Source organism: Serratia sp. CY76391 (genome assembly GCF_052166695.1).
GTDB classification, from domain to species: Bacteria; Pseudomonadota; Gammaproteobacteria; order Enterobacterales; family Enterobacteriaceae; genus Serratia; species Serratia nematodiphila.
On record NZ_JBJNOJ010000001.1, the window covers coordinates 414,716 to 431,357 of the forward strand.

The following is a 16,642-nucleotide window of genomic DNA, read 5'->3' on the forward strand; positions in this document are numbered from 1 at the left end:
AGGGCTTATCGCTAAGAATTCGTTAGCTTATCCATAACGTATTTTTGTTATGGCGGCAATGCGGCATTCGCTACAGTGAGAGGCATCCGGCTTTCGCACACGAGGGGAACGTCATGCCGCCACTTGCCGATATTATCGATCTGTCCGCCCATCCCATCGACGACGCCGCGTTCCGCGTCCGCTGCCGACAAACGCTGGCGCGCGCCGGCGCGCTGGTGCTGCCGGGATTTCTGCGTGAAGCCGCGCTGGCGACGGTGCGGCTGGAGGGCGCTGAACAGCACCATGCGGCGTTTTACGCCACCAGCAAACACAACGTGTATCTACGGCCGCAGGACGACGCGCTGCCGGCCGATCACGCGCGCAACCGGCTGGTGGTGTCGTCCAAGGGCTGCATTACCGACGAGGATATTCCGCCGCAGTCGCCGCTGCGCGCGCTGTACGACGCCCCGGCGTTTCGCGCGTTCCTGTGTGCGGTGCTTGACGAGGCGCAGCTCTATCCCTACGCCGATCGGCTGTCGTCGATTAACCTGCATTACGCCCATACCGGTCAGGAGCTGGGCTGGCATTTTGACAACTCCTCGTTCGCCATCACGCTGCTGATCCAGAAACCGCAAGCGGGCGGGCGCTTCGAATACGTGGAGAACCTGCGCGACGCCGATCGCGGCGAGATGAACTATGCCGGGGTCACGCAGGTGCTGGACGGCGAGCGGGCGGTCAAGCGGCTGGCGATGGAGGAGGGGGATTTGGTGCTGTTTCGCGGGCGCAACGCCATGCACCGGGTGACGCCGACCGAAGGCGACACCACGCGCATGCTGGTGGTGTTGGCCTACAATGCGCAGCCGGACGTGATGCTGTCGGAAAGCGCCCGAATGACGTTCTACGGCCGGTTATAGCGGATAAAAAAAACCGCCCCGGAGGGCGGTTTGTCGATTCAGCGTTGGCTCTGTTCTTCGTGAGCCTGCTGTTCCAGCTTCACTTCCTGCGCGCGTTTGCGCAGGCCGAACCAGCCCAGCGTCAGCAGCACCGCCAACACCGGAATGGTGGCGATGGTCCAGGTGCCGTTCGGGTAGTCGAAGGCCATCATCACCACCACGATCAGCAGGAACGCCAGCGTCAGCCAGGAGGTGAACGGCGCGCCCGGCATTCTGAACGACACCGGCTGCGCGCGGCCTTCGCGCACGGCTTTACGCAGGCGCATCTGGCAAACGATGATAAACGCCCAGGAGGCGATGATGCCCAGCGAGGCGATGTTCAGCACGATCTCGAACACCTGCGCCGGCACCAGGTAGTTGAGCACCACGCCGATCACATAGATGCCGCAGGTGACCAGGATGCCGGCGTAAGGCACCTGCTGGCTGCTCATTTTGGCCATCAGCTTCGGCGCGGAGCCGCCCATCGCCAGCGAACGCAGGATGCGGCCGGTGGAGTAGAGGCCGGAGTTGAGGCTGGACAGCGCGGCGGTCAACACCACGATGTTCATGATGGTACCGATGTAAGGTACGCCCAGCTTGCTGAAGAAGGTGACGAACGGGCTTTGGCCGGCCTGATAAGCGTTCCACGGCAACAGCAGCACCAGCAGCACCACGGAGCCGACGTAGAACAGGCCGATACGCCAGATCACGCTGTTGATCGCTTTAGGCATCATTTTGGCCGGATCTTTACACTCGCCGGCGGCGGTGCCGATAAGCTCGATGCCGGCGAAGGCGAAGATCACCCCTTGCACCAGCACCAGCGCCGGCAGCAGGCCGTGCGGGAACATGCCGCCGTTTTCGGTGATCAGGTGCATGCCGGTGGTGTGGCCGGCGACCGGGGTGCCGGTGCCGAGGAAGACGACGCCGACAATCAGGAACAGCGCGATGGCGGCGACCTTGATCAGCGCGAACCAGAACTCCATCTCGGCGAACCACTTCACGCCGATCATGTTCATGGTGGCGACGATACCGAGCGCGCCGAGGGCGAACAGCCACTGCGGCACGTCGGCGAAAGTGCCCCAGTAGTGCATGTACAGTGCCACGGCGGTGATGTCGACGATGCCGGTCATCGCCCAGTTGAGGAAATACATCCAGCCGGCGACGTAAGAGGCTTTTTCACCGAGGAATTCGCGGGCGTAAGAAACGAAGCTGCCGCTGGAAGGGCGATGCAGCACCAGTTCACCCAGCGCACGCAGGATGAAGAAAGAGAAGATCCCGCACACCAGATAGACCAGCGCCAGCGCCGGCCCGGCCAGTTCGAGACGGCCGCCGGTACCGAGGAACAAGCCGGTGCCGATGGAGCCGCCGATGGCGATCATTTGGATTTGCCGGTTGCCCATGCTTTTGTGATAACCGGATTCATGAGAGTCTAGCCAGCGTCTTCTGGCGGCGTGTTTTTCATCCGCAGACTGTTTTTGTGAGTGCATTATCCGTCCTGTTTACCTGTCTATGTTAACCCTGCTCTCAATGAGAGCAAACGATTGCTATGACCAATCGTCATGAGAATGAGGTCGTGGCATCATTCCGCTGTTTATTGTGTATACAGCCATCATTAAAATAACGGCGAAGCATGCTACCTTTTCTCCGTAATGGTGGCAAAAAATACTGCGCATAAAACGTGAACAAGTGTGTTTGTTTTTTAATCCAAATATAAAAGGATATATTATTCAAAAAGATGTGATGTTTTATCAAGACGGAAATATCGAGGAATAAAAAGTGATTAAAATCACAAAATAATAATTACCGTGCAAATTACAGGGTGTTGTTCTTATATTTCGCGGCGAGAAATAAGAGGAAGGAAATGGCGACCCGCGCAGAAAATGGGATAAGCAACGGGTCGGTTGGTGCGTAACGAGTCTTAGGCGGATTCACCGGCCGGCAGGGCCGATGCGGGCAGACCGAACAGCTTGTCGAACGCCCAGTTAAACAGGAAGGTGTAGCAAGGAATGATGACGATCAGCGCCATATCAAGCAGCAGCGCCTGCCACAGCGTGATGCCCATCCACCAGGCGATCAGCGGGATCAGATACACCACCAGCGTCAGCTGAAAGCCGACGGCGTGCAAAATGCGGCGTTTGAGCGTGCGGGTGCGCGACACCTGGCGGCTTTCCCACCACTCGAATAAATAGTTGTAAATAAAGTTCCAGCTGACCGCGATGGTGGTGATCACCACCGCCAGCGGCCCGGTGCTGCTCGGCGCATGGCCCGACAGCAGCGCCAGCCCCAGCGCCGAGATCGCCATGCCGATGATTTCATAAGCGGTGACATACACCAGTTTGCGTTTGACGCCTTGCATCGTTTTCTCCCGATCTGTTTTTAGTTGCCTCTGTGGCGACGGCGGCTAAGATAACGTCAACCACATTGATAGAAAAAGTCAGGAGCTGTCAGTTTTATTGACAGATAAAACAATGAATTTCTCCAGCGACAATATCGAACTGTTTTTGGCGGTGCTCGATCGCGGCTCGTTTTCCGCCGCCGCCCGCGCGCTGCGGCGCGTGCCCTCCGCTGTCAGCATGGCCATCGCCAACATGGAGGCGGAGCTCGGTTTTGCCTTGTTCGACCGTTCTCACCGTGAACCGACGCCGACCGCGCTGGCGCTGGCTCTGGCGCCGCACGCCCGCCTGATCGCCGGGCAGCTCAAGCAGCTGCAGGTGCACGCCATCGAACTGTCTCAGGGGCTGGAGAGTCGGCTTTCGATCGGCGTGGCGTCGGATATCAACGGCGCCGGCCTGCTGGCGGCGGTGAAAACGCTGTCGCAGCGTTATCCGCTGCTGAACATCGAAGTGCTCAGCGCGCCGCAGGACGACGTGTTGCACATGCTGCACGAGGGGCGCATCGGCGTTTGTCTGGCGTTCGGCGGGCTGAACGTCAACAGCGCGGAACAGTTCCACTTCGTCGGCGCGGAGTCGCTGGTGGCGATGCTGTCGCCGCAGCACCCGGCGCTGGACGGTGCGGCGGGCGAGCTGTTTCTCGAGGATCTGGTCAACGTGCGGCAGATCATGGTGGCCAGCCGCGATCTGCCGATCGGCGATCTGCGCCCGCAGGTGGCAGAGGCTTACTGGCGCACCGACAGCCTGCCGATGGCGCTGAACATGGTGGAAGCGGGCTTGGGCTGGGGCAATTTTCCGCTGTCGTTGGCCGAGCCGCTGCTGGCGCAGGGGCGTCTGGTGCGGCTGAAATTCAAAAACACCAAGAACGAGCTGCGTTTGCCGATGCATTTGATCTGGCTGAAGAATCGCCCGTTGGACAAAGCGGCGCGCGAGCTGGTCGAGCTGATGCGCGCGGCGCCGCAGGAAAGCTGACGCCCGCTGCGTTTGCTTACTCCGGGTGGCGTTTACGCCACCAGAAACGCACCAGCAGGATAGCGGCGATCGCCAGCGCGACAAACAGCAGGCTGGAGAGCTTTTTGTCGAAGCCGGTAACGAAGCGTTCGATCGCCTGGCCGCCAAAATAACCGAGCATGACGAAGATCGTCGCCCAGAGAATGGCGCCGAGGATGTTCAGCGGCACGAAGCGCGACGGCGGCAGGCGGCTGGCGCCGATCAACACCGGGCCGATGATGCGGAAACCGTACATGAAACGCACCCCGATAACGAACAGCATCGGGTGGCGAGCGATCAGCCTTCTGGCGCGCGCGATGCGCTTTTCCTGTCCCTTGAGCCGCGAGATGACTTTGCCTTCGAACCGGCGGCCGGCGAAGTACAACAGCTGGTCTCCCATCATGCCGCCGAGCGCCACTACTGCGATCACCCACGGCCAGTGCAGCAGCCCTTCATGGGCGGCGATGCCGCCCAGCAGCGTGATGGTTTCCCCCTCAGCCAGGCAGCCGATAAACAACGCCCAGTAGCCATAGTCCGTAATGTAGTGGGCCAAATCGGTCATTCCTTACTCCTTATGTGACTGACGCATAAGGGCAAGTATACGCCCGATCGCTAGCCTTGGGCGATCTGGGCCACCAACGCTCTGCGCTGCGCCAGACTTTCCGCCATTTGTGCCTGTACCCTGGCGTAAATGTGCGGCGGGGCCAGTTCCGGCGTGCCGCCCTCGAACGGCGGGGCCGGGGCGTATTCCAGATAGAGCTGGATCGTTTGGGCAGTGTCTTCGCCGTGCAGTTCGGCGATCAGCGCCAGTGCAAAGTCGATGCCGGCGGTAACGCCGCCGCCGCTGATCACGTTGCCGTCACGCTCTACGCGTGCAGCGCTGGGCACGGCGCCGAACAGCTTCAGGCTGTCGCGCATCGACCAGTGGCAGGCGGCGCGTTTGCCCGGCAGCAGGCCGGCGGCGGCCAGGATCAGCGAACCGGTGCATACCGAAGTCAGATAGCGGGCATCGGCGCCCAGCCGCCGGATTTGCTGCATGAATGCTTTATCCTGCAGCGCCTGGGTGCAGCCGCTGCCGCCCGGCACGCACAGCACATCGCAGCGTGCGATCTCCGGCAGCGGGCGCAGCTGGGTGAAGTGCAAGCCTTCCGACTCGACATCCGCGCCGTCTACTGAAGCGACGATGATTTCCGCGCCCGGCATGCGGCGCAGAAACTGTAGTGGGCCAGTGAAGTCGAGTTGGGTGACGCCTTGATAGATGGGAAATACAATCACGAGTGGTTCAGACATGACATTCGCCTCATTTTTATCGTTGGACCTGAGCCATAATAGCCGCCCTGTATTTGGCTGATATGACAGATAACCCTCAAAAAGCGCCATCATGAAAACGATCGGTTTTGTGGTTTTTCCCGGTTTCAACCTGCTGGACTTTGCCGGCCCGCTGGCGGCGTTCGATAACGTCAACCAGTTCACTGACCCGCCGGCCTACCGCTGCGTGGCGATCTCGTCGCAGGGTGGCATGGTCGCCAGCTCGGCCGGGGTGGAAATCGCCACGCAGCCGTGCGGCGACGAGCGTTTCGATACGCTGGTGGTGGCCGGTGGCAGCGGCAACGTGATGGCGGCGCAGTCGCCGGCGCTGATGGCGTTCCTGGCCAACCAAAGCCGACGAGCGCGGCGCATCGCCAGCGTGTGCACCGGGGCGTTTATTCTGGCGGCCTGCGGGCTGCTGGACGGCAAGCGCGCCACCACTCACTGGTATCACGCGGCGCGGCTGCAGCAGAACTACCCACGCATTCGCGTCGACAGCAACCGCATCTTCATTCGCGACGGCGATATCTGGACCTCGGCCGGCATCAGCGCCGGCATCGATCTGGCGCTGGCGCTGATCGAGGACGATCTGGGCGCCACCCTGGCGGCGGCCGTGGCGCGGCAGCTGGTGGTCTATCACCGCCGCCCCGGCGGGCAGTCGCAGTACTCGTTGCTGCTGGCGCTGAATCCGTCGTCGGATCGCATGCGTGCCGCGCTGTCGTACGCGCGCGAACATTTGCACCAGCCGCTGTCGGTGGCGGATCTGGCCGACGCCGCCTGCCTGAGCGAGCGTCAGTTCGGCCGGCTGTTCCGCGCCGAAACCGGGCAGACGCCGGCCAAGGTGGTCGAGCAATTGCGGGTAGAGGCGGCCAGGGTGCGCATCGAAGAGAGCGCCGAGCCGCTGGAAGCGATCGCCCGTTCGGTGGGGTTCAGCGATCCGGAACGCATGAGGCGGGCGTTTATCCGCGTATTTGGCCTGTCGCCGCAGGCGATCCGCCGGCTTGGCCGCGCGGGTTAACTTTTTTGCCACGCCTGGCGGCGGGGCGCATCAGAGGAGCAACGGATGTATCAGGATTTTGACAGTGAATTGAGCTGGGCGACGCGCCATATGCCGCGCACCCGGGCGGCGGTGGCGGCGTTGCCGGACCTGCACGGGGTACGGCTGGCGTGCAATATGCACCTGGATCTGAAAATGGCGCCGCTGGTGGCCGGCTTGCTGGACAAGGGGGCAGCGATCTTCCTGACCACCTGCAATCCCACTACGGTGCAGGACGACGTGGTGGCCTGGCTGGAACGGCGGGGCGCGCAGGCCTATGCCTGGCGTGACATGAGCGCCGGCGAATGGTCGGAATCTTTCGATCGCGCGTTGGCCTGGCAGCCGACCCACCTGTGCGAAATGGGAGCGGATTTGACCACCCGTTTGCACCAATCGCCGAACGGCCCGCAGATCGTCGCCGGGCTGGAGGCCACCGGATCGGGCATCAATCGGTTAAACGGCGTGGCGCCGCGCTACCCGATCTTCAACTGGGACGATCTGCCGGTGAAAGAAGGGCTGCACAATCGGCATATGGTTGGGCTGACCGCCTGGCACACCTTCTTCCAGACCACCCATTTGACGCTGCATGAAAAGCGCGTGCTGGTGATTGGCTACGGTCTGGTCGGGCAGGGGACGGCGGCCGCGGCCAGGGCCTACGGCGGCCAGGTGATGGTGGCGGAAATCGATCCGGCGCGTGCGCTGCAGGCGCGTTATGACGGCTGGCAGGTGGTGGATCTGGCGAGCGGGGCCGCGCAGGCGGACGTGATCGCCACCGCGACCGGCGCGAAAAACGTGCTCTCGGCGCAGCATCTGCAGCAGGCGCAGGACGGCGTATTTATCCTCAACGTCGGCCACGTGGCGGAAGAGATCGACGTCGGCTTCCTCAAAGGCCTGCCGCACCACGAGCCGATGCCTTATGTGAATGCTTACCAACTGAATGAAAAGACGGTCTATTTGCTGGCCAACGGGTCGATGTTCAACCTGACCGCCGGCTATGGCGACAGCCTCAATGCCTTCGACGTCACGCTGGCGGTGATGGCGGCCGGCATCGGCCATATTGTCGGCGCAGGGGCGCGGCAAACGCCGGGGTTGTACCTGTTGCCGCAGTCGGCCTGGCAGCCGGCGCTGTAACTTTTTCTACGCGGGCGTTCATCCCAGAGCGCCCGCGGGCTGTGCCGATTTTCGGCCGACAGAATTTGTCACAAATCCGCCCTATAATCCCAGTGCCAAGCGCTGAACCCTCACATATAATTCGCTGAGTTCAAGCCCCCATTTCAGAGTAATGCCTGTGAAAATACGTGTTTTGGTTCTGACCCTGCTCGCTTTGCAGGCGGGCGCAGGCTTTGCGCCGCGCGCGCTGGCCAGCGACAACGCTGCCGCCCTGCACGCCACCCAGCCTGAGCTGGCCTCCGGCAGCGCGATGGTCGTCGATATGCAAACCCATAAGGTGATGTACGCGCGCAACCCGGATGAAGTGGTGCCGATCGCCTCGATCACCAAGCTGATGACCGCCATGGTCACGTTGGACGCGCACCTGCCGCTCGACGAGATGCTGTCGGTGGACATCCACCAGACGCCGGAGATGAAAGGGGTGTATTCACGGGTGCGGCTGAACAGCGAAATCAGCCGCAAGGATATGCTGCTGCTGGCGCTGATGTCGTCGGAAAACCGCGCGGCCGCCAGCCTGGCGCACCACTATCCGGGCGGCTACAACGCCTTCATCAAAGCGATGAACGCCAAGGCCAGGGCGCTGGGTATGACCAACACCCATTACGTGGAACCGACCGGGCTCTCTATTCATAACGTGTCGACGGCGCGCGATCTGACCAAACTGCTGATCGCCACCAAGCAATACCCGTTGATCGGCCAGCTCAGCACCACCACCGAGCGCATGGCCAGCTTCAAGGATCCGAACTACACGCTGCCGTTCCGCAACACTAACCACCTGGTGTACAACCCGAAGTGGAACATTCAACTGACCAAGACCGGTTTCACCAACCAGGCGGGCCACTGCCTGGCGATGCGCACCATGATCGGTAACCGCTCGGTGTCGCTGGTGGTGCTGGACGCCTTCGGCAAATACACCCACTTCGCCGACGCCAACCGGCTGCGCAGCTGGATTGAAACCGGCAAGGTGACGCCGATCCCGGCCGCCGCCCGTGACTATCGCCGCCAAAAAGACGCCCGTCTGGCGAAGAACGACAGCGAATAACCCGCCTGGCGGTCCGCCCGTTTGCGGCGGGCCGCTATCGGCCCTCGGGCCGTCTGATGACAAATCCCCGCTCGCGATCGCCGTCGAAGCCCGCTTTCAGGTAGAGCTGGTGCGCGCCGGTGCGTTGCTGCCCCGACAACAGCATCACCTTGTAACAGCCTTTGCGCCAGGCCAGCTGCAGCGCGTATTCGATCATGGCGAGCGCCACGCCGTGGCCGCGGTAGGGCTCCGCCGTCACCACGTGTTCGATGACGCCGAACGGCTGCGCCTGATGCGCCAGCCCCGGGATCAGCGCCAGCATGCAGGTGGCGATCGGGTATTCTTCTTTCGCCGCCACCACCAGACGGATCGCCGGATCGTCCAACAGGCGTTGCAGGGTACGGCGCGCATCGTCGGCGCGCAGCGGCGCGTCCTGCGGGCGCAGCTCGCGATACAAGGCTAACAGGCCGTTGAGATCGTCCGGCTGCGCCAGGCGATGAATGATGCTCATGGTTGCTCCTTTCCGCCGCTTCAACGGTAATCCGCTATCCTCCATTAATACCACAACGTTTGCCGGAGGGGATGTTATGAGTCAGGTTTCGACCTTTGTCATGTTCCAGGGAGAGGCGCAGCGGGCGATCGATCTCTACAGCCAGGTGTTCGAGCGTTTTCGGCTCATACAGGTGCAGCATTACGATCTGACGCCGGACGGCCGGCGGTTGATCAAGCATGCATCCATCGATTTTGATCGGCAGAACCTGGTGTTTACCGATAGCCCGATCAGCCATGACTTCAGCTTTACCCCGGCAGTGTCGCTGTTCATCAACCTGCCTAACGAAGAAGCGTTGGAGCGGGCCTTTCACCGGCTGGCGGAGGGCGGCAAGGTGCTGATGCCGCTCGATGACTACGGCTTCAGCGCCCGTTTCGGCTGGCTCAACGATCGCTTTGGGCTTTCCTGGCAGCTCAATGTGCCGGCGGGGGATCTGCCCTGATACCAAGTGTAACGACTCGCGTTTGAAATCCCGCCGATTCGCATTTAACCGTTTTTTCGGCTCACATTAGTTGCAAATGAAAAATGCTGCTGGCCATTGTCATTACATGACAATGGCCAGCATTTATCCGCCGTCGCCCACAATAACTGCAAATCAAACTTTCTTCTGTGTTCGCAGCAGGAGCTGCCTTTCTCCTGAACAAGAATGCGACTCAATTAATACTTCGGTCATGATGATGGGGTTTTACGCCGGAAACCTCGAAAATTTTGTCGCTTTTAAACATCAGCCAAATATTGGGGTTAAGGGAGTATCGGAACAGTAAATACCGTTAAGTGATTGATTTAAGTATTTTAATATAAATCAATGGGTTATCTGGTTTTGCCATAAGTCATCAGTTCTTCTTTCTTGTATCATTCACCACACATCAAATGATAGTGATTATCATTTGATATCAATTTCTAATGCGCTTAATTTACTGTTCATACATACAGTACTTGTGTTTTCTGTAGGTATCTTCACCTTAAATTCGCAGTCTCGTTAACTGTCTGTCAAACGTTGCCATATGCCATATGCCATGTGCCATGTGCCATGTTAATGGTGGTAATTTTTTAATAAATAAAGGAATTATTATGTCTGAACAAAAGAAAAATGCCCAGGTACAGAGTGGCGTCAACGACGACATCACCGAACTAAAGTCGCTGACTACACTGCGCAAACGGGTCGTCAGCGACGGTGAAATCGTCTCAAAATCTGCCAACGGCTTTCGACTGGCCAACGGCAACACCGGCGTGATGTTGCGTAACGACGGCAAGGATTTTTATGCTCTGGTTACACCAATCGGGCAGGCGCAGGACGGGCAGTGGAACACGTTGCGCCCCTTCTCGTTCAATCTGGCTTCCGGTCGGGCGGCGTTGCGCAACGGCGTAGATATCTCCGGCGGAGCGATGGTGTCGCATAATGCCGGCATCTCCACCGCGGCCACCGGCCCGGCGCCGCTTATCAACGGGCAGGTCTATAATGCGGCAACTATACATACCAAATTTACCAGCGGTGATGTCACCACGACCATGCTGATGGGGTCGCGCGTGGTCGCCGGCAAAGAGGATTATGGCCTGCTCTCTTACCGTGACTGGCAGGGAAACTGGAATGAACTCCGGGTCAAACCCAATGCCGAGCTGTCTGTTGGGCAACTGACCAAACGCAACGCTCACGGCTGGTTCACTGCAAGCCCGCCTGAGAATGTCGATAAATCGCAGGAGTCCATTACCAACGGGCTTTATTTACCTAATCCAGGTAACAAACACGTAAAAATTTATCATCACGACCATGTGAAGTACAACGAGCTGGTCATTAACGTGAGTGACGGCAATAAAAATAGCTGGTTCGTTTTCAAAGAAGATGGCTATGCCGTCACCGGCGGCGGATGGAACATCAGCTCTGACGTCCGTATGAAAACGGAAATAACCCCAATTGGCAGCGCCCTGGACAAACTGACCCATATCGGCGGTTACACCTACCTCAAACAGGGCGTGCCGGAAGCCGGCGTGATTGCACAGGAAGTGGAAGAGGTTCTCCCCCAATCCGTGACACAGACCGAGCTGAAACTCAATGACGGCAGCGTGCTGAAAGACGCCCGCAGCATCAATATCAACGGCGTAGTGGCGTTGCTGGTTGAGGCGCTTAAGGAAGAACGCTCACTGCGCGAAGCAGAACGAGAAACTTTTGAAACACGACTGGCTGCTTTGGAAAAAGGCATTGAACGCGCCTGATTAACAATCTTGCAGTGGTTTGCACTGAATACCTCTCAGCGCCTTTACAGGCGAGTACCGCGCTTACAATACGATGACGAAAAGGAACTCAATTATGAATGGATTTAATTACGGTGATGGTAAAGGAAAGAAACGTCAAGGCGGTGTAAATGCAGAAGCTGCTTCCCGGTTCAGTAATGTCTGCGTTATTCGCAGCTCGGCAGCGCGTCGATTACATCGTTCTATTTGAAGAGGGATCGGATTATGACACGATATGAAGATACAACGCAGTATGAACGCGATGTAATGACTTCAATGGGATACAACTGGAATGGACATGGGTGGCAACGAGGGTTTGACTTATCAGATAGCAATATGGTTGTAGAAGCATGGGTTGGCGAGGGTTTACCTGATAGACAGAAGGAATTAAGTAGTATTACCCACATCTGGGATAAAAAAATTTCCGATATTAATAAACCGATAAGTGCTTTTGATCCTGAAGATGATGATATCAGGCCATTCAGCAATGAAGCGAAAGAGAGTTATCGTGAGGATTCGGACAAAGCCATTCAGTTTTACGCTAATAAAGTCAATGAAATTGACAACCAAATTAAAGGAATTCAAAAGGATATTGATGCATTAAGCAAGAAAGCTGAAAGCAGTCAACTTAGTGAATTCGAGAAAGCAAACCTAAAAGCAATTATTAGTAAGTTAAAGGTAAGCAAAGAACGTCTTACCATTCTTCGAAACGAAGCTAATAAAAGAAGAGTACATCAGGAATATTTAAAGCTGAATAATGAAAGCTGGTTCTTCTCTAGAGAGAAACCTACACCCTGGGTTAGAGAACAGCAATCATTGACCAGAAAAGAGATGGGTAACAAACTGGAAGAAGAGAAGAGAATACAATTAGAAATTGACGCAGCTAAACAAAATATTGAACATTTAGAAAGTGAACAGCGCGAGAAGGAAGAGGATGTCCGCAAAGCTGATGAGGCTCGTAAGGCTGAGGAAACGCGCAAAGCTGAGGAAGCCCGTCGCGCTGATGAAGCTCGCAAAGTTGAAGAGGCCCGTAAGGCTGAAGAAGCCCGCAAGGCTGAAGCAGCACGGGAAGCATTGTTCGCCAAAGCCGGCGTACTGGACGCCCCGGTCTATACACCCGACATGATAAAAGCGGCCAATGCCGCGTTGGCCACGGCCGGGGTCATGGTGCTCAACCGCGCGGGCGGTATGGTACAATTATCGACATGGGGCAACAGTGTGATGACCACCGCCAGTGAGCTGGCCGGCTGGGTATCCAGTGCCGTGTGGCGCGGCGCCGTTGAAGTTTCCCGGGTTGCCACGCTCAGTGCGGTAGCTCCGGCAGTCGGCGCCTTCGTTGTCGGATTCTGGCCGGGGAAAGCCGGTGAAAGTCAGAGCGATATTGATAAATTGCTGGGCCGTGATTTGACACAGATGTTTACCGTTCCGGCCAGCCTGGTTGCCGCAGGGAAAACACAGATCCAGCCGGAAATGACCACGGTCGATTTGCCAGTGCGCGGGTTTATTCGCCGGGGGAATAGCCGTCAGCAAGAGGTAATACTGGTCAAAACCGGAACAGGCGGCATCTCCGCTACCGTGCCGGTGTATCGGCCGGTTCGCGATGAAAAAACCGGCCTGGACCGGATAACCTTGCCGGCGGTCGCCGGTGCGCCGGGGCGAATCATTTTGATAAACCCGGGCACCGCCCCGTCGAGTCCGTGGCATACCGGCAATCCTGCGCCTGCAGCGCCGGTAACGCCGGTGCATACCGGTACGGAGATAAAGCAGGCCGACAGTATCGTCACGACGACTTTCCCGGCAGACGACATGCCGCTGCAGGATTTTATCTACTGGCAGCCGGACGCGACCGGGACGGGTGTAGAAGCAATCTATGTCATGCTGAGCAGTCCGCGTGACATGCCGGGTAAAGTGAGTGGTAAGGGAGAGCAAGTGGGTGAGGGCTGGTTGAACAAAGCGGGGCAGGAACTTGGCGCGCCAGTCCCCCGTCAGATTGCGGATACATTGCGTGGTCGTGAATTTGCGAACTTTGATTCGTTCCGAAAGGCATTCTGGCAGGAAGTGAGTAAAGATTCTGCATTAAGCAAGCAATTCATTGTTCCTAATCGTAGCCGTATGGCTGTAGGTAAGGCACCGAAAGCACGTAAATTGGATGCCGCCGGTAAGCGAACCTCTTTTGAAATTCATCATGTAAATGAGATATCCAAAGGTGGTGATGTTTACAATATAGACAATTTGCGAGTTATGACACCGAAACGGCATGTTGATATTCATAAAGGAGGTAAATGATGGACCTTAAGAATGATATTACTGAATACAGCGAAGCTGAATTTATTTCATTATTGAAAGAAATCTTCAAAGAGAATGTTGCTGAAACAGATGATCGTCTAGATATTCTTCTGGAACACTTCGAGAAGATTACAGAGCATCCAGAAGGAACGGATCTAATCTATTACGCACCATCGGATGCTGAAGCAACCCCTGAAGCAATAGCTAAGAGAATAAAAGAATGGCGCGCCAAAAACGGCAAGCCAGGTTTCAGGAAAGCCTGAACGCCAAAACCTCTCACTTTTTCAGCCCGGCTTAACGCCGGGCTTCTTTTTTTGGGCACCCAAAACGCGCAGTCTGGTGAGACTGTTTTTGTCTCATCTTGGTTTTACGGTTTCATTCGCGCAGAAAGAAAAAGCCAGTGGCAGCAGCCGGGATGATCGGGCTGAATTGCAACTGTTACTGGATTTTCTGCAGCCAGGCGACACATTGATGGTCACTCGTGCCAATCGGTTGGCTCGCAGTATCAAGGATCTGTAGGATATCGTTCATACCTTGAATCAGAAAGGCATTACCCTCAAGGCAATAGATCGGCGGGATTTCAAACTCGGGTTGTTACAGGTAAGGAATTCTGCCGTGGGCAATACCGACAACATCATGGAAAGGTGCGCTTTGATTGATTTTGACCGCTATGTTGAGCAAGTGAAGTCTTACGGCGAGTGGCCGGGGGCGCAGGTGAGCATGTTGTCCGGTTGCGTTGAGGGATTGAGCTACCGCCTGTATCGGCAAACTGCCGAGAGCGAAGACGCGATCGTGGTGTATCACGGCGGCGGGGTTAACAGCGCCGCCGGGTATGACGTTCTTGCGCGCCAGCTGGCCGCCGTGCCAACGCTCGCGGTGTGCCTGGTGGACATCCGCGGGCACGGCGATTCCGCGGGAGAGCGGGGGACGGTTGAGCGGCCTGAGCGTATTTGGCGCGATGTCGATGTCATCCTGGCGGAAATGCGCCGCCGTTTACCGTTAGCGCGCAGGCACCTGCTGGGCCATTCGAGCGGCGCCGGGATGTTGCTCAACTACCTGACCCGCTATCCTTGTGAACAGCAGGCGGACAGCCTGGTCATGCTGGCACCCGAGCTGGGGCCATTTTCCGGGATGGCCCGCGATCTGGCGGCGACGGCCCGTTTTGCCCAGGTGCGCCAATGGCCGTTTGTCGCCAATGCGCTCAGCGGCGGGCGCTGGTTGGGGCAAGTTCGGGCGGTCAGCCTGAATTTTCCCCCGGCTGTGCTGGCCGCCGCCCCCGATTTTATCTGCCAATACAGCGTCAATATGGCTAACGCGTTGACGCCGCGCGCCCCGGCCAAGCAACTGGCGGCGCTGCGATTGCCGACCTTGCTGCTGGCGGCAGCGCAGGACGAGTTGTTCAATGCGCAATCCATGCAGCGCTTCGTCGAACAGCATGGCAACGCCCAAACCGCCTTTGGTTTGCTTGAAGGCAGCACGCATTTATCGTGCGTCTTTGATGCCCATCGCCTTGTCCTTCAACATATCTCGCGTGTGGCCGCTATCGGATCCGATGAGGGGCTGGCGGGCGAGGGGGCTTAACGCCCGCCCGGCATTTTCCGAGATCCTCCCATATCCTTTTATGACGCTTTACCGCTATGCTAAACATAGAATGGCCCGTGAATATGAAAAGGATGAATCATTTTGGCAGGAAGTAGTTTACTTACCCTTATCGACGACATCGCCTCATTGCTGGACGATGTCTCTTTAATGAGCAAGATGGCGGCGAAAAAAACCGCCGGGGTGCTGGGGGACGATTTGGCGCTCAACGCGCAGCAGGTCACCGGCGTTAAAGCCGACCGCGAGCTGCCGGTGGTGTGGAGCGTCGCCAAAGGCTCGCTGATCAACAAGGCGATCCTGGTGCCATTGGCGCTCTTGATCAGCGCCTTCGCGCCCTGGGCGATTACGCCGCTGCTGATGGTGGGCGGCGCCTACCTGTGCTACGAAGGGTTCGAAAAGGTGTTCCACAGCCTGAGCCACGGCAAGCCGGCGCAGGAGGAGAAATCGGACGGGCCCGGCGCCAATGAGGATGCCGCAGCCTATGAGAAGCGCAAGGTGAAAGGGGCGATACGCACCGACTTTGTGCTGTCCGCCGAGATCATCGCCATCACGCTGGGCACCGTCGCCGGCGCCACCTTCAGCCAGCAGGTGATCGTCTTGTGCGGCATCGCCGTCGTGATGACGCTCGGCGTGTACGGCATTGTCGCCGGCATCGTCAGGCTGGACGATCTGGGGCTGTATCTGAGCCGCAAAGGCAGCGCGTTGGCGCGCGCCATCGGCAGCGGCATCGTGCGTGCCGCGCCTTATCTGATGAAAACGCTGTCGATCGTCGGCACTGTCGCCATGTTTATGGTCGGCGGCGGTATTCTGACCCACGGTTTGCCGCCGGTGCATCACCTGTTCGAAGACTGGGCCTCGTACACCACCGTGGTGCCGACGTTTGGCCATCTTTTGCAGGGGGTGATCCCGGCGCTGTTGAACGTGGCGTTCGGGCTGGTGGCCGGCGGCGTGGTGCTGGCGGTGGTATCGGCGCTGGGGGCGGTACGCGCGCGTTTCAAGGCATGATGAAAAGTCTCGCCCCGGAAGGGGCGGGACGTATTAAGCGCATTAAAAGATCAGTTTGAGAACGCCGGTAATCGTCAACAAACCCACGATAAAGATGATGGCGACTATCCACAGAATAATTTTCATTTGATTCTCCCTTACCGGTTA

At 58.0% G+C, this 16,642-nt stretch carries 18 protein-coding genes and 1 pseudogene; 13 read left to right on the forward strand and 6 right to left on the reverse strand.

What is annotated here, in order from left to right; genetic code table 11:
• Positions 1–113 precede the first annotated feature (113 nt).
• The gene (locus ACJ8PN_RS02210) at positions 114–893 is read left to right on the forward strand and encodes a HalD/BesD family halogenase (RefSeq protein ID WP_351107065.1); all 780 of its coding nucleotides are present in this window, start codon (positions 114–116) and stop codon (positions 891–893) included.
• A gap of 38 nt (positions 894–931) precedes the next feature.
• On the opposite strand, the gene ansP is transcribed toward ACJ8PN_RS02210, so the two are convergent.
• Together ansP and ACJ8PN_RS02220 are read right to left on the reverse strand one after the other, a co-directional pair.
• Positions 932–2,398 carry an L-asparagine permease gene (gene ansP / locus ACJ8PN_RS02215; protein WP_171453536.1) on the reverse strand — a complete coding sequence of 489 codons (1,467 nt, stop codon included), beginning with the start codon at positions 2,396–2,398 and terminating at the stop codon, positions 932–934.
• 431 nt (positions 2,399–2,829) lie between these two features.
• Positions 2,830–3,267 (reverse strand): PACE efflux transporter, encoded by a 438-nt coding sequence (locus ACJ8PN_RS02220; protein ID WP_004939694.1) that lies wholly within the window; start codon positions 3,265–3,267, stop codon positions 2,830–2,832.
• A 112-nt stretch (positions 3,268–3,379) separates the two neighbouring features.
• On the opposite strand from ACJ8PN_RS02220, the gene ACJ8PN_RS02225 reads away from it, so the two are divergent.
• Positions 3,380–4,273: a LysR family transcriptional regulator gene (locus tag ACJ8PN_RS02225; protein ID WP_004939692.1), complete on the forward strand. Its 894-nt coding sequence runs from the start codon at positions 3,380–3,382 to the stop codon at positions 4,271–4,273.
• Positions 4,274–4,289: 16 nt separating this feature from the next.
• On the opposite strand, the gene ACJ8PN_RS02230 is transcribed toward ACJ8PN_RS02225, so the two are convergent.
• A complete protein-coding gene (locus tag ACJ8PN_RS02230; protein ID WP_004939690.1) occupies positions 4,290–4,853 on the reverse strand; it encodes a DedA family protein in 564 nt (187 codons plus the stop codon).
• 50 nt (positions 4,854–4,903) lie between these two features.
• Positions 4,904–5,581, reverse strand: a complete 678-nt coding sequence (locus ACJ8PN_RS02235; protein ID WP_171453538.1) for a DJ-1/PfpI family protein — start codon at positions 5,579–5,581, stop codon at positions 4,904–4,906.
• Between the two features lie 91 nt (positions 5,582–5,672).
• On the opposite strand from ACJ8PN_RS02235, the gene ACJ8PN_RS02240 reads away from it, so the two are divergent.
• The 3 genes from ACJ8PN_RS02240 (at position 5,673) to pbpG (ending at position 8,847) form a co-directional block, all read left to right on the forward strand.
• Positions 5,673–6,617 (forward strand): GlxA family transcriptional regulator, encoded by a 945-nt coding sequence (locus tag ACJ8PN_RS02240; RefSeq protein ID WP_171453539.1) that lies wholly within the window; start codon positions 5,673–5,675, stop codon positions 6,615–6,617.
• A gap of 45 nt (positions 6,618–6,662) precedes the next feature.
• Entirely contained in the window at positions 6,663–7,766 is a 1,104-nt protein-coding gene (locus ACJ8PN_RS02245) for an adenosylhomocysteinase (RefSeq protein WP_171453540.1), read from the forward strand.
• A gap of 151 nt (positions 7,767–7,917) precedes the next feature.
• Complete coding sequence (pbpG, locus tag ACJ8PN_RS02250; RefSeq protein WP_015377045.1) at positions 7,918–8,847, forward strand: D-alanyl-D-alanine endopeptidase; 930 nt, start codon at positions 7,918–7,920, stop codon at positions 8,845–8,847.
• A 34-nt stretch (positions 8,848–8,881) separates the two neighbouring features.
• Here the strand turns inward: pbpG and ACJ8PN_RS02255 are convergent, their stop codons facing one another.
• The gene (locus ACJ8PN_RS02255) at positions 8,882–9,337 is read right to left on the reverse strand and encodes a GNAT family N-acetyltransferase (RefSeq protein WP_033652381.1); all 456 of its coding nucleotides are present in this window, start codon (positions 9,335–9,337) and stop codon (positions 8,882–8,884) included.
• Positions 9,338–9,413: 76 nt separating this feature from the next.
• Here ACJ8PN_RS02255 and ACJ8PN_RS02260 point away from each other — a divergent pair, with 76 nt between their 5' ends.
• From ACJ8PN_RS02260 to ACJ8PN_RS02295, 8 genes and pseudogenes are all read left to right on the forward strand, one after another.
• On the forward strand, positions 9,414–9,818 hold the full coding sequence (locus ACJ8PN_RS02260) for a VOC family protein (protein ID WP_351107072.1): 405 nt from the start codon (positions 9,414–9,416) through the stop codon (positions 9,816–9,818).
• Positions 9,819–10,447: 629 nt separating this feature from the next.
• A complete protein-coding gene (locus ACJ8PN_RS02265) occupies positions 10,448–11,587 on the forward strand; it encodes a tail fiber domain-containing protein (RefSeq protein ID WP_351107075.1) in 1,140 nt (379 codons plus the stop codon).
• 94 nt (positions 11,588–11,681) lie between these two features.
• Positions 11,682–11,816 carry a hypothetical protein gene (locus ACJ8PN_RS02270; protein WP_351107078.1) on the forward strand — a complete coding sequence of 45 codons (135 nt, stop codon included), beginning with the start codon at positions 11,682–11,684 and terminating at the stop codon, positions 11,814–11,816.
• Positions 11,817–11,830: 14 nt separating this feature from the next.
• Positions 11,831–13,891, forward strand: coding sequence for an S-type pyocin domain-containing protein (locus ACJ8PN_RS02275; protein WP_351107081.1), 2,061 nt, complete (start codon positions 11,831–11,833; stop codon positions 13,889–13,891).
• On the forward strand, positions 13,891–14,154 hold the full coding sequence (locus ACJ8PN_RS02280) for a bacteriocin immunity protein (RefSeq protein ID WP_025301956.1): 264 nt from the start codon (positions 13,891–13,893) through the stop codon (positions 14,152–14,154). Before ACJ8PN_RS02275 ends, ACJ8PN_RS02280 begins: the two co-directional genes overlap by 1 nt.
• Positions 14,155–14,281: 127 nt before the next feature.
• Positions 14,282–14,407 (forward strand): annotated as a pseudogene (locus tag ACJ8PN_RS02285) (recombinase family protein); the annotation flags it as partial.
• A 135-nt stretch (positions 14,408–14,542) separates the two neighbouring features.
• The gene (locus ACJ8PN_RS02290; RefSeq protein ID WP_442534567.1) at positions 14,543–15,472 is read left to right on the forward strand and encodes an alpha/beta fold hydrolase; all 930 of its coding nucleotides are present in this window, start codon (positions 14,543–14,545) and stop codon (positions 15,470–15,472) included.
• Positions 15,473–15,574: 102 nt separating this feature from the next.
• A complete protein-coding gene (locus ACJ8PN_RS02295; protein ID WP_171453544.1) occupies positions 15,575–16,495 on the forward strand; it encodes a DUF808 domain-containing protein in 921 nt (306 codons plus the stop codon).
• 42 nt (positions 16,496–16,537) lie between these two features.
• Here ACJ8PN_RS02295 and ACJ8PN_RS02300 read toward each other — a convergent pair whose 3' ends face one another.
• Complete coding sequence (locus tag ACJ8PN_RS02300; RefSeq protein ID WP_016928643.1) at positions 16,538–16,621, reverse strand: membrane protein; 84 nt, start codon at positions 16,619–16,621, stop codon at positions 16,538–16,540.
• Positions 16,622–16,642: the final 21 nt, after the last annotated feature.